We start from the raw sequence: 20998 nt of genomic DNA on the forward strand, positions 1-20998 counted from the left end.
CAGCCGTCGCGGATCGGCGCATACCGGCAGGTGAGGACGCCGTCAGGGTGGGTATGCGCGCTGCCGCATCGGCAGGCGGGAGGCGCGTACGGCATGGGCGACGGCGACGGGACCGTGATCATCGGGGCGGGGCCGGCGGGGCTGACCGCCGCGTACGAGCTGCTGCGGCACGGCGAGCCGGTCCGGGTCTACGAGGCCGACGACGTGGTCGGCGGGATCAGCCGGACGGTGGAGCGCGACGGCTGGCGCTTCGACATCGGCGGGCACCGCTTCTTCACCAAGGTGTCCCGGGTCGAGGACTTCTGGCACGAGATCCTCCCCGACGAGGACTTCCTGCTCCGGCCGCGGATGAGCCGGATCTACTACCGGGGCGCGCTGTTCGACTACCCGCTCAGCGCCGGCAACGCGCTGCGCAACCTCGGCCTGCTCGAGGCGGTGCGCTGTCTGGGCTCGTACGGCCGGGCCCGGCTGCGCCCGCCGAAGGACCAGTCGCACTTCGAGGGGTGGGTGTCGGCGCGGTTCGGCTGGCGGCTCTACTCGATCTTCTTCAAGACGTACACGGAGAAGGTCTGGGGGATGCCGGCGGACCGGTTGCAGGCCGACTGGGCGGCCCAGCGGATCAAGAATCTGTCACTGGCCACGGCGATGCGCAACGCGCTGCTGCCCCGGCGCAACCGCACGGACGTGACGAGCCTGATCGAGGAGTTCCAGTACCCGAAGCACGGCCCGGGGATGATGTGGGAGCGGTGCGCCGAGGAGGTCGCCAAGCGCGGCGGCACCGTTCGTACCGGCGTCTGGGTAACCGAGGTGCACCGGGATCCGGCGGCGCGGCGGGCCACCGCCGTGACGGTGGCCGACGCGGGCGGGGAACGCACCGAGCCGGCCGCGCACGTGATCTCCTCGATGCCGATCTCCGCGCTGGTGCGGGCCATGCGCCCGGAGGCGCCGCCCGAGGTGCGGGCCGCCGCCGACGACCTGCGGTACCGGGACTTCCTGACCGTGGCGCTGGTGGTGCCGGAGGAATTCTCGTTCCCGGACAACTGGATCTACGTGCACGACCCGGCGGCCCGGGTGGGCCGGATCCAGAACTTCGGCTCCTGGTCGCCGTACCTGGTGAAGGACGGGCGGACCTGCCTGGGGCTGGAGTACTTCGTGTTCGAGGGCGACGAGATGTGGCGGACGCCGGACGCCGAGTTGATCGCGTTCGCCACCGCCGAGCTGGAGCGGCTGGGTCTGGTGAAGCCCGGGTGCGTGGAGGCGGGCTACGTGGTCCGGATGCCGAAGGCGTACCCGGTCTACGACGAGCGGTACCAGCGCAACGTCGACGTGATCCGGGACTGGCTCGCAGCGAACGTGCCGAACGTGCACCCGGTCGGCCGCAACGGCATGCACCGGTACAACAACGCCGACCACTCCATGCTGACGGCGATGCTGACCGCGGAGAACATCGCGCACGGCGCGGAACACGACGTCTGGACCGTCAACGTCGAGCAGGACTACCACGAGCAGCGCAGCCCGTCGCGGCACGGCACGGGCCGGGACGCGCCGGTCGTCCCGGCCCGGCGGTGAGGCCCCGGCGCGTGAGGTGGTCGTGACGGGCGGCGTTGTGCCGGTCACCTAGCGTGGACCGGGACCGGCCCCCTTCCGGCGTCGCCACCTCCGGGCCCTGCGAGGACTGATGACCTTCAGCATCGGCATCTTCGACCTCTTCACCTACCTCACCCCCGGGTCGCTCTACCTCACGCTGTCCGCCTACCTCGCGGTCCGGCAGGACTGGGTGCGGCTGGACGACCTGAGCCGACAGCCCACGCCGCTGCTCCTGCTCCTGGCCCTGCTGCTCGCCTACGTGCTGGGCAATGCCACGTACGGCCTCGGTCGTGTCGTCGACCGGGCGCTGCCGTTCTGGAACTGGGGCCGATTCGACGCCCGCCGGGTGTTCGCGGAGCAGGCCCTCGGCGCGGCCGGCTCGCGGATGCTCACCGCGCCCTGGGGGGTGCTGCTCGCCGCGGCCGAGTTGCACAACCGCGAGGTGGCCGCCGAGGCGACGCGGATGCGGGCGATCGGGCTGATGATGCGGAACGCCACGGTGCCGCTGCTTCTCGGCGCGGTCCTGGCCGTGGTCGAAGCCGGTCGCGGGTTCGGCGGGACCGCGACGGTCCTCGCCGGGCCGGCTCTGCTCGCCGTCGCGGGTGGCGCCGCCTGGCGGAGCGTCGTGCTGCGGTTCTGGGCCGAGTTGAAGACGTTGGAGATCTGCTTCGTCATCCCGGACATCGAGGACCGGCTCCGCGGTCCGGCCGGAACGGAACCGGCTGGAGGCCCCTGCGCGTGAGGGTGGTCATAACCGCTGGACGACCGCCGCGGCGGTGCTGCTAGCCTTCTGGGCAGGTCATGAGCGCCAGCGCGAAGCCCCGGCTCGCTGGCCGGCAACCCTCCTCCGCGGTGGGGTGCCCCGGGTGAAGACCAGGCACCGGCAGCCGCCGGTGCAAGCGTGGCCTGGCACCCAGGTCAGCAACAGACCAGGGAGACCGATGTCCGCACCACCCTCCACCCCGTCCGGCGACGTCGCCGCGTACCCGGCCCGCTTCGCGCTGGTCAAGCGCCGCCACGTCGACCTGATGCGGGTGTGCAGCGACGCCTGTCGCCTCGCGCGCTGAGCGAGCGCCACCCCTCCTTTTCCCGATCCGCCCTTCTCCGGCCCGGCCGTCCGTCCGTCGGGCCGGCGCCGACGCGCACCTCGCGCGTCCATCCACTCTGGAGAGACATCGTGCGTTTCCGTACCGCCCTGACCCGTGCCGCCGCCGTCGGCGCGGCCGCCCTGCTCGCCGTCACCGCGCTCACCGCCTGCGGCAACGACGACACCGCCGCGGCCGACAACCCGTACGGCCTGCTCCAGCCCGGCGTGATCCGCGCCGGCACGCTCACCGACGCCCCGCCGAACGTCTTCCTCAAGGACGGCAAGTTCACCGGCTTCGACAACGAGCTGCTGCGTGCCGTGGCCGCCAAGATCGACCTGAAGGTGGAGTTCGTCGGCACCGACTTCTCCGGCCTTCTCGCGCAGGTCAACAGCGGCAAGTTCGACGTGGGCAGCTCCTCGATCACGATCACCGAGGCACGCAAGAAGACAGTGGACTTCGGCAACGGCTACGACTTCGGCTACTTCGGCCTGGACGTGCCCGCCGGCTCCTCGATCACCGGCTTCGACCAGCTCGCCGGCAAGCGCGTGGTGGTGGTCCAGGGCACCGTGCAGGACGACTACGCCACCAAGCAGAACCTCGACCCGGTGCGGGTGCCCGACTACAACAGCGCGATCAACCAGCTCAAGGCCGGTACCGCTGACGCCTGGATCGCCCCGGCCGAGATCGGCGACAAGTCCGCCGCCGACAGCAACGGCAAGATCAAGGTCGCGGCGAAGCAGCTCAGCCCCACCCCGACCGCGTACGCGGTGGCGAAGGGCGACGACAAGCTGCGCGAGGCGCTGAACAAGGGCCTCGACGAGGTCATCGCCGACGGCACGTGGAGCCGCCTGCAGGCCGAGTACTACCCGGGGCGGCCGGTCCCGGCCGACTTCAAGCCGGGCAGCGGGTCGGTGGCGGTGCCGTCGCCGTCGGCCGCCTCCTGAACCGGTAACCGAGCACGAGCGGGGCGGACGGAGCGGACATGGATCCACTGAGCACGCTGTGGGAGACGTTCTTCGACTGGGACTCGATGCGCGAGGCGCTGCCCGAGATGCTCACCGTCGGGCTGCCCAACACGCTCACCCTGGCGGTCTCCGCCGCCCTGCTCGGCTCGGTGCTGGGCATGCTGCTGGCCGTCGCCGGCATCTCGCGTACCCGATGGTTGCGGTGGCCGGCGCGGGTCTACACCGACGTGTTCCGCGGCCTGCCGGCCGCGGCGACCATCCTGCTCATCGGCGTGGGCCTGGCGCCGCTCGGCATGCAGGTGTGGGGCCCGAACCCCTATCCGCTGGGCGTGCTGGCGCTGTCCCTGATCGCCGCCGCCTACCTCGGTGAGATCTTCCGAGCCGGCATCCTGAGCGTGGAGGCCGCCCAGTTGGAGGGCGCGCGGGCGCTGGGCTTCTCCTGGGGCGAGGCGATGCGCCTGGTGATCATCCCGCAGGGCGTACGCCGGGTGCTGCCCGCCTGGGTCAACCAGCTCATCGCACTGATCAAGGACTCCAGCCTGGTCTACTTCCTCGGCCTGCTGGCCAGCCAGCGGGAGCTGTTCCGGATCGGGCAGGACTACGCGGCCAACACCGGCAACCAGTCCGCGCTGCTGCTGGCCGGGTTGTTCTACCTGGTGCTGACCGTGCCGCTGACCCACGCGGTGAACTGGCTGGACCGGCGCCTGCGGCAGGGCCGCCCGGCCGCGCCGCCCGAGCCCGAGCCCGACGCCGAGCCGGCGGATCTCACCCCGTCCGGAAAGGACCCGCGATGACCACCACGACCTCGGTCAGCCTGGCCGTCCGTGACGTGCACCTGGCCTTCGGCGCGCACCGGGTGCTGCGCGGCGCGGACCTGGACGTGGCCCGGGGCCGGGCGGCCTGCGTGATCGGCCCGTCCGGCTCCGGCAAGTCGACGCTGCTGCGCACCATCAACCGGCTGATCGAGCCGGACCGGGGTGACGTGCTGCTGGACGGGCGCAGCGTGCTGCGCGACGACCCGGACGCGCTGCGCCAGCGCGTCGGCATGGTGTTCCAGCAGTTCAACCTGTTCCCGCACCTGAGCGTGCTGCGCAACATCACGCTGGCGCTGCGCAAGCTCAAGAAGCTGAGCGAGGACGAGGCGGTGGCGCTGGCCCGCGCCCAGCTCGACCTGGTCGGCCTGGCCGGCAAGGCGGACGCGCGGCCCGCGCAGCTCTCCGGCGGCCAGCAGCAGCGCGTCGCCATCGCGCGGGCGCTCGCGCTGCGCCCGCAGGTGATGCTGTTCGACGAGGCGACGAGCGCGCTGGACCCGGAACTGGTGAAGGGTGTGCTCGCGGTGATGGCGGACCTGGCCGCCGCCGGGATGACGATGGTCGTGGTCACCCACGAGATGGGGTTCGCGCGCAGCGTCGCCGACACGGTGGCGTTCATGGACGCGGGCGTGGTGCTGGAGGCCGGGCCGCCGGAGGCGGTGTTCGAGGCACCGGAGCACCCGCGGCTGCGACGCTTCCTGTCCCAGGTGCTGTGACAGACCCGCGGCCTCAGCCCTTCACCGCGCCGATCAGCACGCCCTTGACGAAGTGCCGCTGGATGAACGGGTAGACAGCGACGATCGGCGCGACGGTCAGCACCACCACCGCCATCTTGATCGCCTCGGTCGGCGGCATGGTCACCCCGCTGCTCGCGCCGGAGGTGTGCGGGGCCTGCCCGGCCAGCAGGTAGCTCTGGAGCACCCGCTGGATCGGGTACATGTCGTTGCGGTCGATGAACAGCAGCGCGTCGAACCAGACGTTCCAGTAGCTGACCGCATAGAACAGGCCGACCACGGCGATCACCGCGCGGGACAGCGGCAGCACGATGCGCGCGAGCGTCCGGAAGTCACTCGCGCCGTCGATGCGGGCGCTGTCCAGCAGTTCCGACGGGATGCCCTGGAAGAACCCGCGCACCACGACCAGGTTGAACACGCTGATCGCCGGCGGCAGGACCAGCGCCCAGATGGTGTCCTTCAGGCCCAGCCCGGTGACGACCAGGTAGCGCGGCACCAGCGGCGGATAGACCAGGAACGGGATCAGGAAGTACGCCAGCAGCCAGCGGTGGCCCAGCGAGCCTGGCCGGGACAGCCCGTACGCGGCGAGCACGGTGACGGTCAGCGCGATGGCGGTGCCGAAGACGGTGACCAGCGTGCTGATCCACAGCGCCCGGGTGACCGCCCCGCCGGCGAAGATCGTCTCGTACGCGGACGTGTCGATCCCCCGGGGCACGACCACCAGGCCGCCGGCCCGCGCGATGGTCTCCCGCGAGGAGAGGCTGGTCACCAGGATCACCCAGAGCGGGAACAGCACGCCCGCCACCAGCACTGTGAGCATGACGGCCTTGAGCCCTTGGCCGACCGGGGTGGGCGGTTCCTGCCACACCGGCCGGCGGGATCGGGTGCCGGACGCCCGGCGGATCAGCGTGGTCATGACTTGGAGTAGATCCCTCGTTCGCCGAGCATGTGCGCCACGCGGTTCGCGGCCAGGATCAGCACCAGCCCGATGACGGCCTTGAACAGTCCGGCCGCGGCGCCGTAGCCGTAGTTCCCGGTGGCGATGGAGAAGTGGTAGACGAAGGTGTCGAGCACCTCGGCGGCCTGCCGGCCGACGGCGTCGCGTTGCAGCAGGAACTGCTCGAAGCCGACCGAGAGTGCGTCGCCCAGGCGCAGGATGAGCAGCAGCACGATCACCGGGCGCAGGCCGGGCAGCGTGATGTGCCAGAGCCGCCGCCACCGGCCGGCGCCGTCCGCTGCGGCGGCCTCGTAGAGGTTCTGGTCGATGGTGGACAGCGCGGCGAGGAAGACGATGGTGCCCCAGCCGACGTCCTTCCACACCGCCTCGACGGTGACCAGGACGATGAACGTGTCCGGGTTGGTCATCACGTTCCACGGTTGCATCCCGGCCTCGCGCATGCTCTGGGCGAGCAGCCCGGCGCCGCCGAGCATCGCGACGAAGAACGTCACCACCAGCACCCAGCTGAAGAAGTGCGGCAGGTAGACGATCGTCTGGATCAGCCCGCGCAGCCGGCTGGACAGCAGGTTGTGCAGCGCGATCGCCAGCAGGATCGGCAGCGGGAAGAAGAAGACGAGCTGGAACGCGGTGATCGCCAGCGTGTTGCGGAACGCGTCCCAGAACGCCGGGTCGTCGAACAGCAGCTGGAACTGCCCGAAGCCGATCCAGTCGCTGTGCAGGAACGCCTGCCACGGGTTGTCGCCCAGGTAGGGGTTGTAGTCCTGGAACGCGATCACGTTGCCGGCGATCGGCAGGTAACTGAAGATCAGCAGGACGAGGACGCCGGGCGCCACCATGGCGAGCAGTTGCCAGTCCCGGCGCAGCCGGGTGCGCAGCGGCACCCGGCGGCGGGACGGGCGGCGTCGGGGCGGGCGGCCCGGTGGGGCCGGCGCGTCCGGCCGGGCCCGTTCGGGCCCGGCCAGGACGGCCGGCTCGTTCACCGGCCCTCCTTGGGCAGCGAGTCGGCGAGCAGTTTGCGGGCCTCCTCGCCGCCGTTCGCCTTCCACTCCGCGACGATGGCGTCCACGTCGCTCAGCGGACGGCGACCGCGCAGCACGTCGGTGAACTTGTCCTCGGTGGGCACCTGGTTGGCCTTGTAGGCCGCGGGCATCTCCAGCTTCACCCCGCCCCAGGGGTTGGGCTCCATGTGCTTGACCATCTCGTTGGAGTACGCGAGCACGTCCGGCACGAAGCGCGGGGTGTCCGGGAACGGCCCGATGGTGGGGTTGCGGCCGCTGATGAAGAAGTACTGGTTGGCGATCTCCTTGAACGCCAGGTCGGTCTTCACGGGACCGTTCGGCGACGGGGTGTGGTGTTTGCCCGCCACACCGAAGTCGCGCAGCTGGGCCTCCTGGCTGCCCAGCGGCGCGGAGCACCAGTTGATGATCCTCAGCAGTTCCTGGACCCGGTCCTTGCCGAGGCCCTTCTTGACGAACGTGTAGGAGATGGGCTCGTCGTCGCCCCAGACCAGCGGGTCGCCCCCGGTGGCGGAGAAGACCGGCACCGGCTGGATGTTCAGCTTGGGGTTGGTCTTCTGGTGCTCGGCCTGGGCGCCCTGCCAGAAGCCGACGCCGTCCTGGAGGAACACGATCGCGCCGTTCTTGGCGAACAGCTGCTTGGCGTCCGCGCCCTTGCTGGCCACGACGTCCGGGTGAACCAGGCCGTCCGCGTAGATCTTGGCCATGATCTCCAGCGCGCGGCGGAACTCCGGGGTCTCGTACTTGAACTCGGGCGTGCCGTCCGGCTTGACCCGCCACCCGCCCTTGTGGCCCGGCACCTTGTGGAACATCTGGATCATGGCGAAGACGTCGTTGAACGCCCACACCTTGCGCGCCGGGTCGGTGACTTGCTTGGCCGCGGCGAGCAGGTCGTCCAGGTTCGACGGCACGCCCAGGCCGCGCGCGTCGAGCACGTCCTTGCGGGTGAACAGCGCCCACGGGAACGGGCCGTCCGTGGGGTTGGGGACGGACATGATCCGCTCGTTCCACACCGCACGCCGCCAGGCCCCGGTGGGGAAGCTCGCCAGCATCGGGTACGCGCCGGCGGCGTCGCCCTTGAGGTGGTCGGTCAGGTCCTCGAAGAGCACCTTGATCGCCTCGGCGAAGCGCGGGATCTTCTCCACCTCCCACCCCGGCACACACAGCAGGTCCGGTACGTCCCGCGCGCCGAGCATCGCGTTGAGCTTGTCGGCGTACGTGTTGCCGTCCTGGATGGTGAAGTTGACGGGCACGCCCAGCTCGGCGTTCACGGCCTGGAGGTAGGCGCTCTGCGCGGCTCCGGGCGGCGCCGGTCCCCAGGCGGGGGTCATGGCGGTGACCTGCTTGCCGCTGGTGCCGGGCTTGTCGGTGATGGCGTCGACGAGGTTCGCCGGGTAGCTGGTGTAGCCGTCGGGCACCGGGCGCGTACCGGTGATGTCGGGTTTGATGCCGCCGGGCAGGTCCTTGCGGGTGGGCAGCAGGCCGGAGACGGCGTCGAGGTTCTGGGCGGCGCCGGAGCCGGCCGGCTTCTCCGAGCAGCCGGCGAGCAGCGGGCCGGTGGCGGTGGCGGCCACGCCGAGGCCGACCAGGCCGAGGAAGCGGCGGCGGGAGGAGCCCGGGTCGGGGTGGTGCGCGGTCATCGGTCCCCCTTCGGGAAGGGAAGCGCAGTGGATTAGTTCGTATGGATGGTCAACAAACTAATCAGGACCGTGAGCTTGCACAAGGGCGGACCGCATCGACACGACGGTCAGGCCGGGCAGCGGTCGGACAGCGCGTACCGGGTGAGGACCACGTCGCCGATCTGGCGCACCTCGACCACCCGGGCCCGGCGCCCCGGGTGCCACGGGAAGCGGCCGTCCCCGACGAAGCGCGGCGCGCGCCCGTCCCCCACGAAGAACGGCGCCACGACCAGGTGCAACTCGTCGGCCAGGCCGGCGGTGAGGAACTGGCGGTGCATCGTCCCGCCGCCCTCCACCATCAGGCGCGTGACCCCGCGCCCGGCCAGGTCGGCCACCACCGCCTCCGCGGTGGCCGGGTCGCCCGCGTCGACCACCGTGGACACCGCGCCTACCTGCTCGCGGGCCTTGTCCACCACGCCGCTCGGGCAGTACACCAGCTTGAGCCCGTCGCCCGCGGTGAAGAACCGGGCCCGCGGGTCGAGGTCGCCGCTGCCGGTGACGGTCACCTTCACCGGCGACGGCGGCAACCCGCGCGTCACCCGCTCGGCGCGCCGGTGCTCGCTGCGCACCAGCAGGCGGGGGTCGTCGCGGCGCACGGTGGCCGCACCGACCAGGATCGCGTCGCACCCGGCCCGTGTCGCGTCCACCCGGTCCAGGTCGTCGTCGTTCGACAGCAGCAGCCGCTCGGTGCTCGCGTCGTCGATGTAGCCGTCGATCGACATCGCGCAGCTGAGCAGCACGTACGGCCGGGTGGTCACGGCACGAACGGCAGGTCGAGGGCGTGATCGGCGCGGGTCACCTTGGCCGCCAGGTAGCCGGCGTTGGCGGGCGACAGGTGCACGCCGGTGGACACCCGGTCGGCCACCGTCACGCCCAGCCGTTCGAGCTGGGCCGCCTTGTCCGGGTTGTTGCTGAGCAGGGACACCCGGTCCACGCCGAGCGCGGCGAGCATCTGCGCGGCCACCGTGTAGTCGCGCTCGTCCGCGCCGCGCCCGAGCGCCAGGTTCGCCTCGTACGTGTCGAGGCCGCCGTCCTGCAGGGCGTACGCGTCGAGCTTGGCGTACAGGCCGATGCCGCGCCCCTCCTGCCGCAGGTAGAGCAGGTAGCCGCCGGCCTGGGCGATCCGCTCGACCGCCTCGCGCAACTGCGGCCCGCAGTCGCAGCGCTGGCTGCCGAACACGTCCCCGGTGAGGCACTCGCTGTGCGGACGGACCAGCGGCGGGTCGGCGTCGGCGTGCTCACCGAGACCGAACGCCAGGTGCTCGCGGCCGTCGACGAGACCGTGGAAGGTGTGCACGCGGGCCGTGGTCACGTAGCCGTCGGGGAACCGGAGCGGAACCGTCACGCGGGTCCGGACCGTCGCGGTGGGCAGCGTTTCGTCCATGGTTCTCCTGTCGTCCGGTCGCCGGGCGGACCCGGCGACGCACACCTCGCTCCCCCACCGTAGGCGGGATCACCGACAGTTGCCGGGCTCGCGCCGAGGCAGCCGCCGTGTGAGCAGCACCGCGGCGCCGGGGAGGCTGGCCACCAGGACCAGCGCGCCGTACACAGTGCCGGTCGCCACACCCTGCGCGGCGGTCAGCCCGGCCGAGGCGAACGCCCAGGCGGCCACCCCCTCGCGCGGCCCGAAACCACCCACGTTCAGCGGCACCGCCATGGCCAGCAGGGCCAGCAGCGTCAGCGGCAGCAGATGCGACAGCGGCGCGTCCGCGCCGGCCGTGCGGGCGGCCACCACGAACGTGGCCAGGTGACCGGCGAACACCACAGTCGAGGCGACCACCACGCCGGCCCAGGTCCGGCGGCCCAGCACCCCGGAGCGGACGTCGGCGAGCGCCGTCCGGGCGGCCCGGGCGAGGCGGGATGCCCCGGAGCGGGGCACCGCGCGGGCGGCGAGCACCAGCGCCAGCGCGACCACGGCGAGCACGGCCGCGAGGGCCGGCAGGTACCGGCGTACCGGCGACGGGAACGCGGCGAGCAGCGCCACCGCGATGACCACCTGCACCACCTGCCCGGCGGTGCGCTCCCAGACCACCGCCCGCACGCCCCGGGCCACGTCCCCGGCGTCGCGGCCGTGCCGTACCGCCCGGTGCACGTCGCCGAGCACGCCCCCGGGCAGTGTGGAGTTGAGGAAGACCGCCCGGTAGCAGTACGCCACCGCGGCGCGCATCGGCAGCCGTACGCCCAGTCCACCGGCGACCAGCGACCAGCGCCAGGCGCAGCAGACGGTGGTGATCACGCCGATGCCGAGCGCGGCGGCCAGCGCGGGCGCGTCGATCAGCCGCAGCCCGGCCAGGAACGGGCCGGTACCCACCGACGCGACGAGCGCGGCGAGCACCGCGAGCCCGAGCAGCGGGCGGATCCAGGCCCGGCGCGTCCGGGCCCGGCGCGGCGGCGCGGGCGTGACAGCCGGTACGGGTCCGGCGACGGCGACGGCGACGTGTGACAAACGGTCCTCCCTCGTTCCCACCGGTTGTCACGTGCCAGCAGCCGGTTCGGTTCAGCCGGTGAGCAGGTCCACGTGGTGCAGCACCACGTCGAGCCGTCCGGCGGCGGCCTCGGCGAGCCGCCACTTCTGATACGTCGCGGCGGGCCCGGACAGATGCGGTCGTTCCTCGATCGCCGCCTCGACCCAGCCGGTGAGCCACTCGGCGGCCAGTTCCGCCTGCTCCGGGCCGAGCCGCCACGGGGTGGGCCGCACCAGCGTCTCCACGCCGTGGCGGCGGAAAGCGGCCACCGTGACGTCCACGGCGTCCGGCCCGAGCAGCACCCGGCCGTCGACGGTACGGCGCTGGTGGGCGTTGAACGCGGCGGTCAGCTCGGCGTCCAGCGGGTCCGGCGGGGTGAACTCGGCCCGTCCGGTCACGGTGAGCGCGAACAGCGTCGGGTGGCCGGCGCAGGCCGCCGCCATCCGCTCGACCTCCTCGGCGGTGAGCATGTCCAGCAGCGCCGACGCGGTGATCAGGTGGGCGTCGGCCAGGTCGGCGGCGGTCAGCCGGGTCACGTCGGAGCCGCGCGTGGTCACCGTGACCTCGGCGCCGTCGGCGGCGGTGAGCCGTCCGGCCCGGGCCAGCGCCAGCAGGTCCACGTCGCGTTCGTGCAGCACCCAACGCTGCGGGCCGGGCAGCCGGGGCGCGAGCCAGCGGGCCATCGATCCGGTGCCGCTGCCCAGGTCGTGCACGACGAGCGGCCGGCCGGCGGGCAGCCGGTCACGGACCGCGTCGGCCAGCTCGGTGCTGCGGGCCGCCGCGTCGGCGGGCTCGCGCAGTCGCAGCCAGTCCGCGAAGCCGGGCGGGAGTGAGGTGGTCATGCCGCGGTCGCCTCCTTCAGTGCCGTCGCCAGCCGGTCCACTGTGACCGGCCAGCCGGTGAGGGTGTGCCGCCGCTGCCGGGCGGCGCGGCGCAGCCGGTCCCGCAGGCCCGGGTCGGTGAGCCAGCGGCGCAGCGCCGCGGCGGTCGCGTCCGGGTCGCCCGGCGGCACCAGCAGGCCGGGCCGGTCGCCGCCGGGGGCGTGCCCGAGCGTGTCCGGCAGGCCGCCGGTCTCGCTCGCCAGCACCGGTACGCCCCGGGCCAGCGCCTCGGTGACCACCATCCCGTACGTCTCCCGCCGCGACGGCTGAACCAGCAGATCGGCCGCCGCGTACGTGGCGGCCAGGTCGGGTCCGGTGCGCGGACCGGTGAGCCGGACCCGGCCGCCGAGACCGGTGGCGGTGAGCCGTCCGCGCAGCCGGTCCGCGAACGCCCGGTCCCGGTCCGGTGGACCGACCCAGTCGCAGGTCCAGTCAAGATCCGCCACCTCGGCGAGCGCGGCGGCGAGCACGTCGTGGCCCTTCACCGGGGTGACCGCCGCGACGCAGAGCAGCCGTCCCCCGCCGGGCGTGCCGTCGGCGACGGGCGCCGGGTCGACGCCGGGCGGCGCGACGGTCACCCGTTCGGGGCGCAGCCGGTAGCGGTCGAGCAGCCGGTCGCGGGTCCACGCGCTGGTGGCGACCACCGCGGTGGCCGCCGCCAGCGACCGCGCCTCCGTCTCGCCCTCGATCGGCAGGTGCACCAGGATCACCAGCCGCAGCCGCGCGGCGTGCGGGGCGAGCACGTCCGGCACGGTCGAGGCCACCAGGCCGTCGAGCAGCACCGGCACGCCGTCGGGCAGCCCACCGAGCAGCCCGGCCAGGTCGGCGCGCTCCCGTGGCCCCGGGTGCGGCCAGCCGCCGGGTACCTGGTGTTCGCGTACCGTCCAGCCGCGCGCGGCCAGGCCGCGGCAGACCCGGCGGTCGTAGGCGTTGCCGCCACTGGGGTCCGCCGGGTCGTCGATGTCGCCCGGCAGCACCACGTGGACGACTGTCATCCGGTCAGAGCGACCGCTCGTAGCTCGCCCACGCGATGTGCGACTCGTGCAGGGTGACGGTGATCCCGGCCAGGCCCCGCGCGCCCTCCCCCAGCCGGCCGGCGTGCACCGCGTCGGCGAGCCGGTCGGCGATCGTCCGCGCGAGCACCTCGGTGGTGGTGTTCACCCCGGCGAAGGCGGGCTCGTCGTCGAGGTTGCGGTAGTTCAGCTCGGCGAGCACAGCCTTGAGCTGCTCGGTGGCCAGCCCGATGTCGACAACGATCCCGTCGTCGTCCAGCTCGGCGCGGCGGAACGTGGCGTCGACGACGAACGTCGCCCCGTGCAGCCGCTGCGCCGGGCCGAAGACCTCGCCGCGGAAGCTGTGGGCGACCATCATGTGGTCCCGGACGGTCACGCTGAACACGATCACTCCTCGCCGTAGGTGATGAGATGGCACAGCGCCGGCAGCTCACCCGAGGCGAGCCGGTCCAGCACGTCGGGCAGGTCGTCGAAGCGGGACCGGCCGGTGAGCAGCGCGTCGAACACCGGGTCGGCCAGCAGGTCCAGGGCGAGCGCGAGCCGGTCGGCGTAGCTGCGGTCGGCCCGCCGGGGCGAGACGGTGCCGACCTGGCTGCTGCGGATGCCCAGCCGTCGGGAGTGGAACGCGCCGCCCAGCGCCAGCGTGACCGGCCGGTCGCCGTACCAGCTCAGCTCCAGCACGGTGCCCTCGGGGCGCAGCAGCTCCAGGCCGCGTTGCAGCCCGGCGGCGGTGGCGCTGGCGTGCACCACCAGGTCGCGCTCGCCGGTGGCGTCGGCGGGCGTGGCGAAACCGGCGCCGAGCGCGGCGGCCACCTCGGCGCGGGCCGGGTCGGCGTCGACGAGTTCGACGCGTACGCCGGGGAAGCGGGTCAGCAACGCGGTCACCGCGCAGCCGACCATCCCGCCGCCGATCACCGTGACCCGGTCGCCGACCAGCGGGGCGGCGTCCCAGAGCGCGTTGACAGCCGTCTCCACGGTGCCGGCCAGCACCGCGCGCTCGGCCGGTACGCCGTCCGGCACGACGGTCACGGCGTCGGCCGGGACCACGTACGCGCTCTGGTGCGGGTAGAGGCAGAAGACGGTACGACCCAGCAGCCGCTCGTCGCCCGCCTCGACGGTGCCGACGCTGAGGTAGCCGTACTTGACCGGTGCCGGGAAGTCGCCCTCCTGGAACGGCGCCCGCATGGCGGCGTGCTGGTCGGCCGGGACGCGGCCGGTGAACACCAGCGTCTCGGTGCCGCGGCTGACGCCGGAGAAACGGGTCCGGACCAGCACCTCACCGGGGCCGGGCGCGGCGAGCCGGACCGGCCGGATCTCGCCCTCGCCGGGTGCGCGGAGCCAGAACGCGTGGGCGTCGACCGTCACGAACTCTCCTCTTCCCCGCATTCCGACCGAGTTGTCGATCATAAACACGGAAGCGGGGCGTCCACGGTTCGAACCGCCCGCGACCCGATGCTCAGGCGGCGCGCCGGCGCTGCTCCGTACGCCAGGTCTCCGGCTCGGCCCGGTCGGCGTGGCGGTCCCCGGCCAGTTCCATCGCGCGGTGAGCAGCGGTCAGCGCGTCACACGGCGCGACCTGACCGTCACACAGCAGGCTCTCGCACCGGCCGGCCTCGTCGGGCCGGTGAGCGACTGCAACGTCGTACGCGGCCCGCCAGAGCAACGGGTCGGCGACTCCCCGTGGCAGGTCGGCGTCCAGACTGGACCTGTTGCGGATCGTGTCGGGCACCGTGTCCCCCTTTGCGTCGTCGCTACCGTCCCAGTGACCGGTTGAGCGCAGATCAAACCTCTCACCTGCGCACATGTCGCGACCAGCGGTGTTTGTCACGCCGGATAGGCGCGCGTCTCGGCTGCCTTGACCGCCGCCCAGACCGCGCGGCCGGGGATCAGTCCGAGATGGGCCGCGGCGGCGGGCGTGACGTCGGCGGCGACCTCGACCGGCCCGGCCAGTTGCACGCGCAGGTTGTCGCCGTGGCGTTGCACACCGGTGACGGTGGCCGCCCACACGTTGCGCGGGCTGCCCTCCGGCCGGGACGGATGCAGCGCGACAGCGGCCGGCGGGTACGCGACGAACGCCTCACCGTGGACGGTGTCGGCGGTGGTGAGCGTCAGCTCACCGACCGTGACGGCGTGTCCGTCGGCGCGGCCGCGGTGCAGGTTGAGGCCGACCAGCCGGGCCACGTAGTCGGTGCGCGGCCGGGCCGTGACGGTTGCGGCGTCGCCCTCCTGCACCACCCGGCCGTGCTCCACGATGACCAGTCGGTCGGCGAGCACCAGGGCGTCGAGGGGGTCGTGGGTGACCAGCAGCGTCGCGCCGGGGTGCGCGCCGAGGTGACGCTGGAGTTCGGCGCGGGTGTCCAGCCGGGTCCGGGCGTCGAGCGCGGCGAGCGGCTCGTCGAGCAGCAGCAGCGCCGGGTCGACGGCGAGCGCGCGGGCCAGCGCGACCCGCTGCGCCTGCCCGCCGGAGAGCTGCCGGGGCCGGCGCCGGGCCTGGTCACCGAGGCCGACCCGGTCCAGCCACCCCTGGGCACGGGCGCGGGCGGCGCGCTTGTCGGCGCCCCGGCGGCGCGGCCCGAACGCCACGTTGTCCAGCGCGCTGAGGTGCGGGAACAGCAGGTAGTCCTGGAACACCACGCCGACCGGCCGGCGCTCCGGCGGCGTCCACACCCGGCGGTCCGGCCGGTCCAGGTCGGCGCCGTCGAGCGTGAGGTGACCGGCGGTGAGGGGATGCAGGCCGGCCAGCACCCGCAGCGCTGTGGTCTTGCCGGCGCCGTTGGGGCCGAGCAGCGCCACCACCTCACCGGCGGCGATGCGCAGCCGCACGTCGAGGGTGAACCCGTCCCGCTCGGCGACCAGATGCGCGTCCAGCACACTCATGTCGTCCTGACCCATTTGTCGCGCAGGGCGGCGAGGATGACCACGGAGACGGTGAGCAGGATCAGGCTCAGCACGATCGCGGCCTGCAGGTCGGTCTCCAGCGCCAGGTACACCGCCAGCGGCATGGTCTGGGTGCGGCCGGGATAGTTGCCGGCGAACGTGATGGTGGCCCCGAACTCACCGAGCGCGCGGGCCCAGCAGAGCACCGCCCCGGCCGCCACGCCCGGGGCGACGAGCGGCAGCGTGACCCGGGTGAAGGTGGTGAACCGTCCGGCGCCGAGCGTGGCGGCGGCCTCCTCGTACCGGGGGTCGGCGCCGCGCAGCGCCCCCTCGACGGCGATGACCAGGAACGGCATCGCCACGAACGCCTCGGCCAGCACCACCCCGGCGGTGGTGAACGGCAGCGTCACCCCGAACGTCTCGTCGAGCCACGACCCGATCAGCCCGCGCCGGCCGAAGACCAGCAGCAGCGCCACGCCGCCGACCACCGGCGGCAGCACCAGCGGCACCGTGACCAGCGCCCGGACCAGCCGCCGGCCGGGGAACTCCACCCGCGCCAAGAGCCAGGCCAGGGGTACGCCGAGCGCCACGCAGAGCAGCGTGGCGACGGTGGCGGTCTCCAGCGACAGCCGCAGCGCGGTGAGCACACCCGGCTCGGCCAGCCGCTGGGGCAGCGTGGTCCAGGGCGTCCGGAGCAGCAGGCCGGCGAGCGGCAGGACGAGGAAGGTCAGGCCGAGCCCGGCGGGCACGAGCAGGGCGATCGGCACCCGCTGCCGGCGTACGGTGCGGCTCATGCGCCGGGCGGCGCCTGGAACCCGGCTGCGGTGAGCACGGCGAGCCCGGCGTCGGAGCGGACGAAGTCGACGAAGGCGCGGGCGCCGGCCGGGTTCCCGGCGGCGCGCAGCACCACGATCGGGTAGTCGTTCACCGCGCGCGCCGACTCGGGGAACTCGACCGCGTCGAGTCCGGGGGCGGCGCGGACGTCGGTGCGGTAGACCAGTGCCGCGTCGACCTCGCCGAGACGCAGCTTGGCCAGCGCGCCCTTGACGTCCTGTTCGAGCGTGGCGGGGGTGAGCCGCACGCCCGCGGCGTCCAGCGCGGTGCGCGCGGCGGCGCCGCAGGGCACCTGCTCCGCGCAGAGCGCCACCTTGACGCCGGGGCGGGCGAGGTCGGCCAGGCCGCCGACCCGGGCCGGGTTGCCAGGGGGTACGGCGACGACGAGCTGGTTGCGCACCAGCACCGCCGGTTCACCGGCCGCGTCGCCGGCGTCGGTGACCGTCTTCATGGTCGCGGGGGATGCGGCGGCGAACACGTCGGCGGGCGCGCCCTGGGTGATCTGGGTGGCGAGGCCCGAGCTGCCGCCGAAGTTGAACGTGACGGTGCTGCCGGGGTGGGCGGCCTCGTACTCCTTGCCGAGTGTGGTGAACGACTCGGTGAGCGAGGCGGCGGCGAACACGGTCACCGGGCCGGCGCCGTCGGGACCGGCCGGTTCGTCGGCGCCGCCACAGGCGGTCAGGCCCAGCGCCCCCACGAGCGCGGCGGCGAGCGCGGCGCGGATCCACCGTACGGTCACGGGCTTGTCCTTCCCCTGGGGGTGGCGGCGGGGGCGCGCTCGACCACGACGGTGGTCGACTTGATCACCGCGACGGCGACGGAGCCGACCTGGAGGTCGAGGTCGTCGACGGCCTCGCGGCTCATCAGCGACACCACCCGGAACGGCCCGGCCTGGATGTCCACCTGGGCCATGACGGTGTCCTTGACGACGGCGGTGACGATGCCGCGCAGCCGGTTGCGGGCCGAGGACAGTTCGGGGTGGCCGGGCGCGCGGACGAACGCTGCGACGTCCGCGCCGTCGAGCACCCGGTGGCCGTGCTCGTCGCGGGTGGCCGGCAGCTTCCCAGCGTCGATCCAGCGGCGGACCGTGTCCGCGCTGACCCCGAGCAGTTCGGCTGCCTCACCGATCCGGAACACCGTCACGCGCCCACCCTAGCGGCCCGCAGGTGCGAGCCGGAAGGGGCTTGAGGGCTCGCATCCACGAACCGCCAGGCGGCTCGGGAACCGGAACTGCGGTTCAGTCGGCCGGGGCGATCCGGACCCGGCGCAGCAGCTGGGCGTTGAGCGCCACCACGATCGTGGAGGCGGACATCAGCACCGCGCCCAGGGCCGGGCTGAGCGCGATCCCGGCCCAGGCGAGGACACCGGCGGCGAGCGGGATCGCGACCACGTTGTAGCCGGCCGCCCAGGCGAGGTTCTGCCGCATCTTCCGGTACGAGGCGCGGGACAGCCGGATCACGCCGCCGACGCCGCGCGGGTCGGAGCCGGCGAGCACCACCCCGGCGGACTCGATCGCCACGTCGGTGCCGGCGCCGATGGCCAGCCCGACGTCGGCGCGGGCAAGCGCCGGGGCGTCGTTCACGCCGTCACCGACCATCGCCACCGTCAGTCCCCGGCCGCGCAGCTCGGCCACCGCCTTGTCCTTGTCGGCCGGGAGCACCTCGGCGAAGACCTCGTCGACGCCGGGCCGGAACCCGAGGTCGGCGGCGACCGCCTCGGCGACCGGGCGCGCGTCGCCGGTGATCATCACGATCTTGCGTACGCCGAGCTCGCGCAGCTCGGCCACGGCGGCCCGCGCCTCCGGGCGGACCTGGTCCTCCATCCCGAACGCGGCGGTCACCTCCGGCGGGCCGCCCTCGGGCAGGCGGACCAGGTGCAGCACCGCGGCACCCCGGCCCGACCACTCCTGCGCGGCCCGGGCCAGGTCGTCCGGCACCGTGGCGTCGAGTTCGCGCAGCAGCGCCGGCCCGCCGACCGCCCAGTCCACGCCGTCCACCGAGGCGCGCACGCCCCGGCCGGTCAGCGCCCGGAAGCCGCCCGCGGCGGGACGGCTGCCGCGGGCGTCGGCGGCGGCGACCAGCGCCCGGGCCAGCGGGTGCTCGCTGTCGGCCTCCACCGCGCCGGCCAGGGCCAGGGCGGCCGTCTCGTCCGTCCCGCCGGTGGTGGCCACCCCGGTCACCGTGTGCCGGCCGGTGGTGAGCGTGCCGGTCTTGTCGAACAGGACGGTGTCGACGGTGCGCATCCGCTCCAGCGCGAGCCGGTCCTTGACCAGGATGCCGGCGCGGGCCGACAGCGCTGTGGACAGCGCGACCACCAGCGGGATCGCCAGGCCGAGCGCGTGCGGGCAGGCGATCACCAGCACCGTCACGGTGCGTACCACCGCCTGGTCGGGGTCGCCGAGCAGCGCCCAGACCGCGAACGTCGCCAGGCCGGCGAACGCCGCCAGGTAGAACAGCAGCGCGGCGAACCGGTCGGCGAGCACCTGCGCGCGCCCGCCGGAGGCCTGCGCCTGCGCCACGAGCCGCCCGATGCCGGCCAGCGCGGTGTCCGCGCCGACCGCCTCGACGCGTACCCGGAGGGTGGAGTCGGTGGCGACGGTGCCGGCGACCACCCGGTCCCCGGCGGCGCGGGCCACCGGCCGCGACTCCCCCGTGATCATCGACTCGTCCAGCTCGGCGGCGCCCTCGACGATCCGCCCGTCGGCCGGCACCCGCCCGCCGGGGCGCACCAGCACCAGGTCGCCCACCCGCAGCTCGCCGACCGGGACCGGATGCGGCCGCCCGTCGTCCAGGCGCTCGGCGTCGTCGGGCAGCAGCGCCGCGAGGGCGCCGAGCGCGCCGCGCGCCTGACCGACCGCCCGCATCTCCTGCCAGTGGCCGAGCAGCATGATGGTGACCAGCGCGGCCAGCTCCCACCAGAAGTCCAGGTCGAACAGGCCGAGGCTGGTGGCGGCCGAGGCGAGGTACGCGACGACGATCGCCATCGAGATCAGCAGCATCATGCCGGGGGCACGTTCGCGCAGCTCACGCAGCCCGCCGACGAGGAACGGCCAGCCGCCGTAGAGGAAGACCACCGTGCCGAGCACCGGGCCGACCCAGCGCACACCGGGGAAGTCCAGCGAGTAGCCGAACCAGTCCATCACCATGTGGCTGGTGGCGACGATCGGCACGGTCAGCGCCAGGCTCAGCCAGAACCGGCGGCGGAACTGCTCCGGGTCGTGCCCGGCGTGCGCGCCGTGACCGCCGCCGTGGTCGTCGTGGTCGCCGTGGTGGCCGGTGTCGTGACCGGATCCGTGCTCCATCGCACCACCATACCCCCTGGGGGTACCTGTCGGTGCCGGCTCGGCGAAGTGACGCGGGCGACAGTGGAGGTCACTACCTGTCGTAGACGGTCACCGGGATGCCGCGGTCGGACAACGCGCGCCGGATCAACGGCTCGATCCGCTGCCACGAGCCGCCGGCCAGCCCGCAGCCGATGCGCGGCATGTGGACCGACGCGCCCAGCTCCTCGGCGTGGTCGGCGACTGTCGTGAGGCAACGTTCCACCGCGTCGTACCGGATCGGCGGCCCGGCGCTGCCCCGGCGCATGCCGCGCCGGCCGACCATGTTGGCCACCCACACGTCCGGCGCGCTCGTCGCGTCGCCGCGCACGATCCGGAACTCCGCCATGCCGGCATGCTGCCGCAGGGGTACGACGCTCAGCGCTGGGGGCGGGCGCCGACGCTGGGCCGGTCGGCCGGAGTCCGGCCCTGCCAGGGCCAGCGGCCGTCCAGCTCCACCTCCAGGGAGAAGCTGAGGAACGTGCGGACCAGCACGATCAGCGCCAGCACGCCGACGCTGGTGAACGTGGGCGACACCGCTACCGTACGGATGATGTCGCCGCCGACCAGGAACTCCAGGCCGAGCAGGATGGCCCGGCCGACCCCCTGCCGGTACGCCCGGTAGTGCGCGACCACCTGGCGGGTCCGGGCGCAGCGCACCGCGAACACCGCCGTGGCGACCGCGACGCCGACCGCGATGACGAGCACCCCGGCCAGGTCCAGCAGCGCCCCGATGTGCTGGACGATCTCCTTCGTCGACACCCGGCACC

The 20998-nt window shown here is 73.7% G+C and carries 24 protein-coding genes and 1 riboswitch; of the genes, 6 read left to right on the forward strand and 18 right to left on the reverse strand.

Annotated features, from left to right (window positions below; genetic code table 11):
* Positions 1–93: 93 nt before the first annotated feature.
* The 6 genes from CLT75_RS09945 to CLT75_RS09965 all read left to right on the forward strand — a co-directional run bounded on the left by CLT75_RS09945 (position 94) and on the right by CLT75_RS09965 (position 5168).
* On the forward strand, positions 94–1569 hold the full coding sequence (locus CLT75_RS09945; protein WP_135240535.1) for an NAD(P)/FAD-dependent oxidoreductase: 1476 nt from the start codon (positions 94–96) through the stop codon (positions 1567–1569).
* Positions 1570–1678: 109 nt separating this feature from the next.
* Positions 1679–2329 carry a hypothetical protein gene (locus tag CLT75_RS09950; RefSeq protein ID WP_135240536.1) on the forward strand — a complete coding sequence of 217 codons (651 nt, stop codon included), beginning with the start codon at positions 1679–1681 and terminating at the stop codon, positions 2327–2329.
* A gap of 55 nt (positions 2330–2384) precedes the next feature.
* Positions 2385–2495: riboswitch (SAM riboswitch) on the forward strand.
* Between the two features lie 33 nt (positions 2496–2528).
* Positions 2529–2654: a hypothetical protein gene (locus tag CLT75_RS33120; protein ID WP_013286752.1), complete on the forward strand. Its 126-nt coding sequence runs from the start codon at positions 2529–2531 to the stop codon at positions 2652–2654.
* 110 nt (positions 2655–2764) lie between these two features.
* Positions 2765–3619, forward strand: a complete 855-nt coding sequence (locus tag CLT75_RS09955) for an ABC transporter substrate-binding protein (protein WP_135240537.1) — start codon at positions 2765–2767, stop codon at positions 3617–3619.
* A 38-nt stretch (positions 3620–3657) separates the two neighbouring features.
* The gene (locus CLT75_RS09960; protein ID WP_135240538.1) at positions 3658–4434 is read left to right on the forward strand and encodes an amino acid ABC transporter permease; all 777 of its coding nucleotides are present in this window, start codon (positions 3658–3660) and stop codon (positions 4432–4434) included.
* Positions 4431–5168 carry an amino acid ABC transporter ATP-binding protein gene (locus tag CLT75_RS09965; protein WP_135240539.1) on the forward strand — a complete coding sequence of 246 codons (738 nt, stop codon included), beginning with the start codon at positions 4431–4433 and terminating at the stop codon, positions 5166–5168. The genes CLT75_RS09960 and CLT75_RS09965 overlap by 4 nt, the downstream gene beginning before the upstream one ends.
* A gap of 13 nt (positions 5169–5181) precedes the next feature.
* On the opposite strand, the gene CLT75_RS09970 is transcribed toward CLT75_RS09965, so the two are convergent.
* From CLT75_RS09970 to CLT75_RS10055, 18 genes are all read right to left on the reverse strand, one after another.
* The gene (locus tag CLT75_RS09970; RefSeq protein ID WP_135240540.1) at positions 5182–6102 is read right to left on the reverse strand and encodes a carbohydrate ABC transporter permease; all 921 of its coding nucleotides are present in this window, start codon (positions 6100–6102) and stop codon (positions 5182–5184) included.
* Positions 6099–7124 (reverse strand): ABC transporter permease subunit, encoded by a 1026-nt coding sequence (locus CLT75_RS09975; protein WP_135240541.1) that lies wholly within the window; start codon positions 7122–7124, stop codon positions 6099–6101. Before CLT75_RS09975 ends, CLT75_RS09970 begins: the two co-directional genes overlap by 4 nt.
* Complete coding sequence (locus CLT75_RS09980) at positions 7121–8800, reverse strand: extracellular solute-binding protein (RefSeq protein WP_135240542.1); 1680 nt, start codon at positions 8798–8800, stop codon at positions 7121–7123. The genes CLT75_RS09975 and CLT75_RS09980 overlap by 4 nt, the downstream gene beginning before the upstream one ends.
* Before the next feature lie 107 nt (positions 8801–8907).
* A complete protein-coding gene (locus CLT75_RS09985; protein ID WP_135240543.1) occupies positions 8908–9597 on the reverse strand; it encodes a RibD family protein in 690 nt (229 codons plus the stop codon).
* A complete protein-coding gene (locus tag CLT75_RS09990; protein WP_135240544.1) occupies positions 9594–10223 on the reverse strand; it encodes a GTP cyclohydrolase II in 630 nt (209 codons plus the stop codon). Before CLT75_RS09990 ends, CLT75_RS09985 begins: the two co-directional genes overlap by 4 nt.
* A gap of 69 nt (positions 10224–10292) precedes the next feature.
* Positions 10293–11198 carry a lysylphosphatidylglycerol synthase domain-containing protein gene (locus CLT75_RS09995; protein WP_209310448.1) on the reverse strand — a complete coding sequence of 302 codons (906 nt, stop codon included), beginning with the start codon at positions 11196–11198 and terminating at the stop codon, positions 10293–10295.
* Positions 11199–11336: 138 nt separating this feature from the next.
* The gene (locus tag CLT75_RS10000; protein WP_135240546.1) at positions 11337–12146 is read right to left on the reverse strand and encodes a class I SAM-dependent methyltransferase; all 810 of its coding nucleotides are present in this window, start codon (positions 12144–12146) and stop codon (positions 11337–11339) included.
* A complete protein-coding gene (locus tag CLT75_RS10005) occupies positions 12143–13180 on the reverse strand; it encodes a glycosyltransferase family 4 protein (protein WP_135240547.1) in 1038 nt (345 codons plus the stop codon). The genes CLT75_RS10000 and CLT75_RS10005 overlap by 4 nt, the downstream gene beginning before the upstream one ends.
* Positions 13181–13184: 4 nt before the next feature.
* Positions 13185–13583, reverse strand: a complete 399-nt coding sequence (locus tag CLT75_RS10010) for a 6-pyruvoyl trahydropterin synthase family protein (protein ID WP_013286764.1) — start codon at positions 13581–13583, stop codon at positions 13185–13187.
* A gap of 2 nt (positions 13584–13585) precedes the next feature.
* Positions 13586–14605, reverse strand: coding sequence for a zinc-dependent alcohol dehydrogenase (locus tag CLT75_RS10015; RefSeq protein WP_486485338.1), 1020 nt, complete (start codon positions 14603–14605; stop codon positions 13586–13588).
* A 49-nt stretch (positions 14606–14654) separates the two neighbouring features.
* Positions 14655–14927: a hypothetical protein gene (locus tag CLT75_RS10020; RefSeq protein WP_135240549.1), complete on the reverse strand. Its 273-nt coding sequence runs from the start codon at positions 14925–14927 to the stop codon at positions 14655–14657.
* 95 nt (positions 14928–15022) lie between these two features.
* Complete coding sequence (locus CLT75_RS10025) at positions 15023–16090, reverse strand: ABC transporter ATP-binding protein (RefSeq protein ID WP_209310299.1); 1068 nt, start codon at positions 16088–16090, stop codon at positions 15023–15025.
* Complete coding sequence (locus CLT75_RS10030) at positions 16072–16869, reverse strand: ABC transporter permease (RefSeq protein ID WP_135240551.1); 798 nt, start codon at positions 16867–16869, stop codon at positions 16072–16074. Before CLT75_RS10030 ends, CLT75_RS10025 begins: the two co-directional genes overlap by 19 nt.
* Positions 16866–17648: a molybdate ABC transporter substrate-binding protein gene (gene modA, locus CLT75_RS10035; RefSeq protein WP_135240552.1), complete on the reverse strand. Its 783-nt coding sequence runs from the start codon at positions 17646–17648 to the stop codon at positions 16866–16868. Before modA ends, CLT75_RS10030 begins: the two co-directional genes overlap by 4 nt.
* Positions 17645–18052, reverse strand: coding sequence for a TOBE domain-containing protein (locus tag CLT75_RS10040; protein WP_135240553.1), 408 nt, complete (start codon positions 18050–18052; stop codon positions 17645–17647). Before CLT75_RS10040 ends, modA begins: the two co-directional genes overlap by 4 nt.
* Positions 18053–18146: 94 nt before the next feature.
* On the reverse strand, positions 18147–20210 hold the full coding sequence (locus CLT75_RS10045; RefSeq protein ID WP_135240554.1) for a heavy metal translocating P-type ATPase: 2064 nt from the start codon (positions 20208–20210) through the stop codon (positions 18147–18149).
* A gap of 73 nt (positions 20211–20283) precedes the next feature.
* On the reverse strand, positions 20284–20577 hold the full coding sequence (locus CLT75_RS10050; protein ID WP_209310300.1) for a macro domain-containing protein: 294 nt from the start codon (positions 20575–20577) through the stop codon (positions 20284–20286).
* A gap of 29 nt (positions 20578–20606) precedes the next feature.
* Complete coding sequence (locus tag CLT75_RS10055; protein WP_135240555.1) at positions 20607–20990, reverse strand: DUF1622 domain-containing protein; 384 nt, start codon at positions 20988–20990, stop codon at positions 20607–20609.
* Positions 20991–20998: the final 8 nt, after the last annotated feature.

The sequence above is a fragment of the Micromonospora sp. CNZ285 genome (assembly GCF_004637285.1).

Excerpts from the sequence above, each read along its gene's own strand:
- CLT75_RS09945 (WP_135240535.1), top strand. The coding sequence starts at position 94 with ATGGGCGACGGCGACGGGACCGTGATCATCGGGGCGGGGCCGGCGGGG.
- CLT75_RS09950 (WP_135240536.1), top strand. The coding sequence starts at position 1,679 with ATGACCTTCAGCATCGGCATCTTCGACCTCTTCACCTACCTCACCCCC.
- CLT75_RS33120 (WP_013286752.1), top strand. The coding sequence starts at position 2,529 with ATGTCCGCACCACCCTCCACCCCGTCCGGCGACGTCGCCGCGTACCCG.
- CLT75_RS09960 (WP_135240538.1), top strand. The coding sequence starts at position 3,658 with ATGGATCCACTGAGCACGCTGTGGGAGACGTTCTTCGACTGGGACTCG.
- CLT75_RS09965 (WP_135240539.1), top strand. The coding sequence starts at position 4,431 with ATGACCACCACGACCTCGGTCAGCCTGGCCGTCCGTGACGTGCACCTG.
- CLT75_RS09970 (WP_135240540.1), bottom strand. The coding sequence starts at position 6,102 with ATGACCACGCTGATCCGCCGGGCGTCCGGCACCCGATCCCGCCGGCCG.
- CLT75_RS09980 (WP_135240542.1), bottom strand. The coding sequence starts at position 8,800 with ATGACCGCGCACCACCCCGACCCGGGCTCCTCCCGCCGCCGCTTCCTC.
- CLT75_RS09990 (WP_135240544.1), bottom strand. The coding sequence starts at position 10,223 with ATGGACGAAACGCTGCCCACCGCGACGGTCCGGACCCGCGTGACGGTT.
- CLT75_RS10000 (WP_135240546.1), bottom strand. The coding sequence starts at position 12,146 with ATGACCACCTCACTCCCGCCCGGCTTCGCGGACTGGCTGCGACTGCGC.
- CLT75_RS10005 (WP_135240547.1), bottom strand. The coding sequence starts at position 13,180 with ATGACAGTCGTCCACGTGGTGCTGCCGGGCGACATCGACGACCCGGCG.
- CLT75_RS10015 (WP_486485338.1), bottom strand. The coding sequence starts at position 14,605 with ATGATCGACAACTCGGTCGGAATGCGGGGAAGAGGAGAGTTCGTGACG.
- CLT75_RS10025 (WP_209310299.1), bottom strand. The coding sequence starts at position 16,090 with ATGGGTCAGGACGACATGAGTGTGCTGGACGCGCATCTGGTCGCCGAG.
- CLT75_RS10030 (WP_135240551.1), bottom strand. The coding sequence starts at position 16,869 with ATGAGCCGCACCGTACGCCGGCAGCGGGTGCCGATCGCCCTGCTCGTG.
- CLT75_RS10045 (WP_135240554.1), bottom strand. The coding sequence starts at position 20,210 with ATGGAGCACGGATCCGGTCACGACACCGGCCACCACGGCGACCACGAC.
- CLT75_RS10050 (WP_209310300.1), bottom strand. The coding sequence starts at position 20,577 with ATGGCGGAGTTCCGGATCGTGCGCGGCGACGCGACGAGCGCGCCGGAC.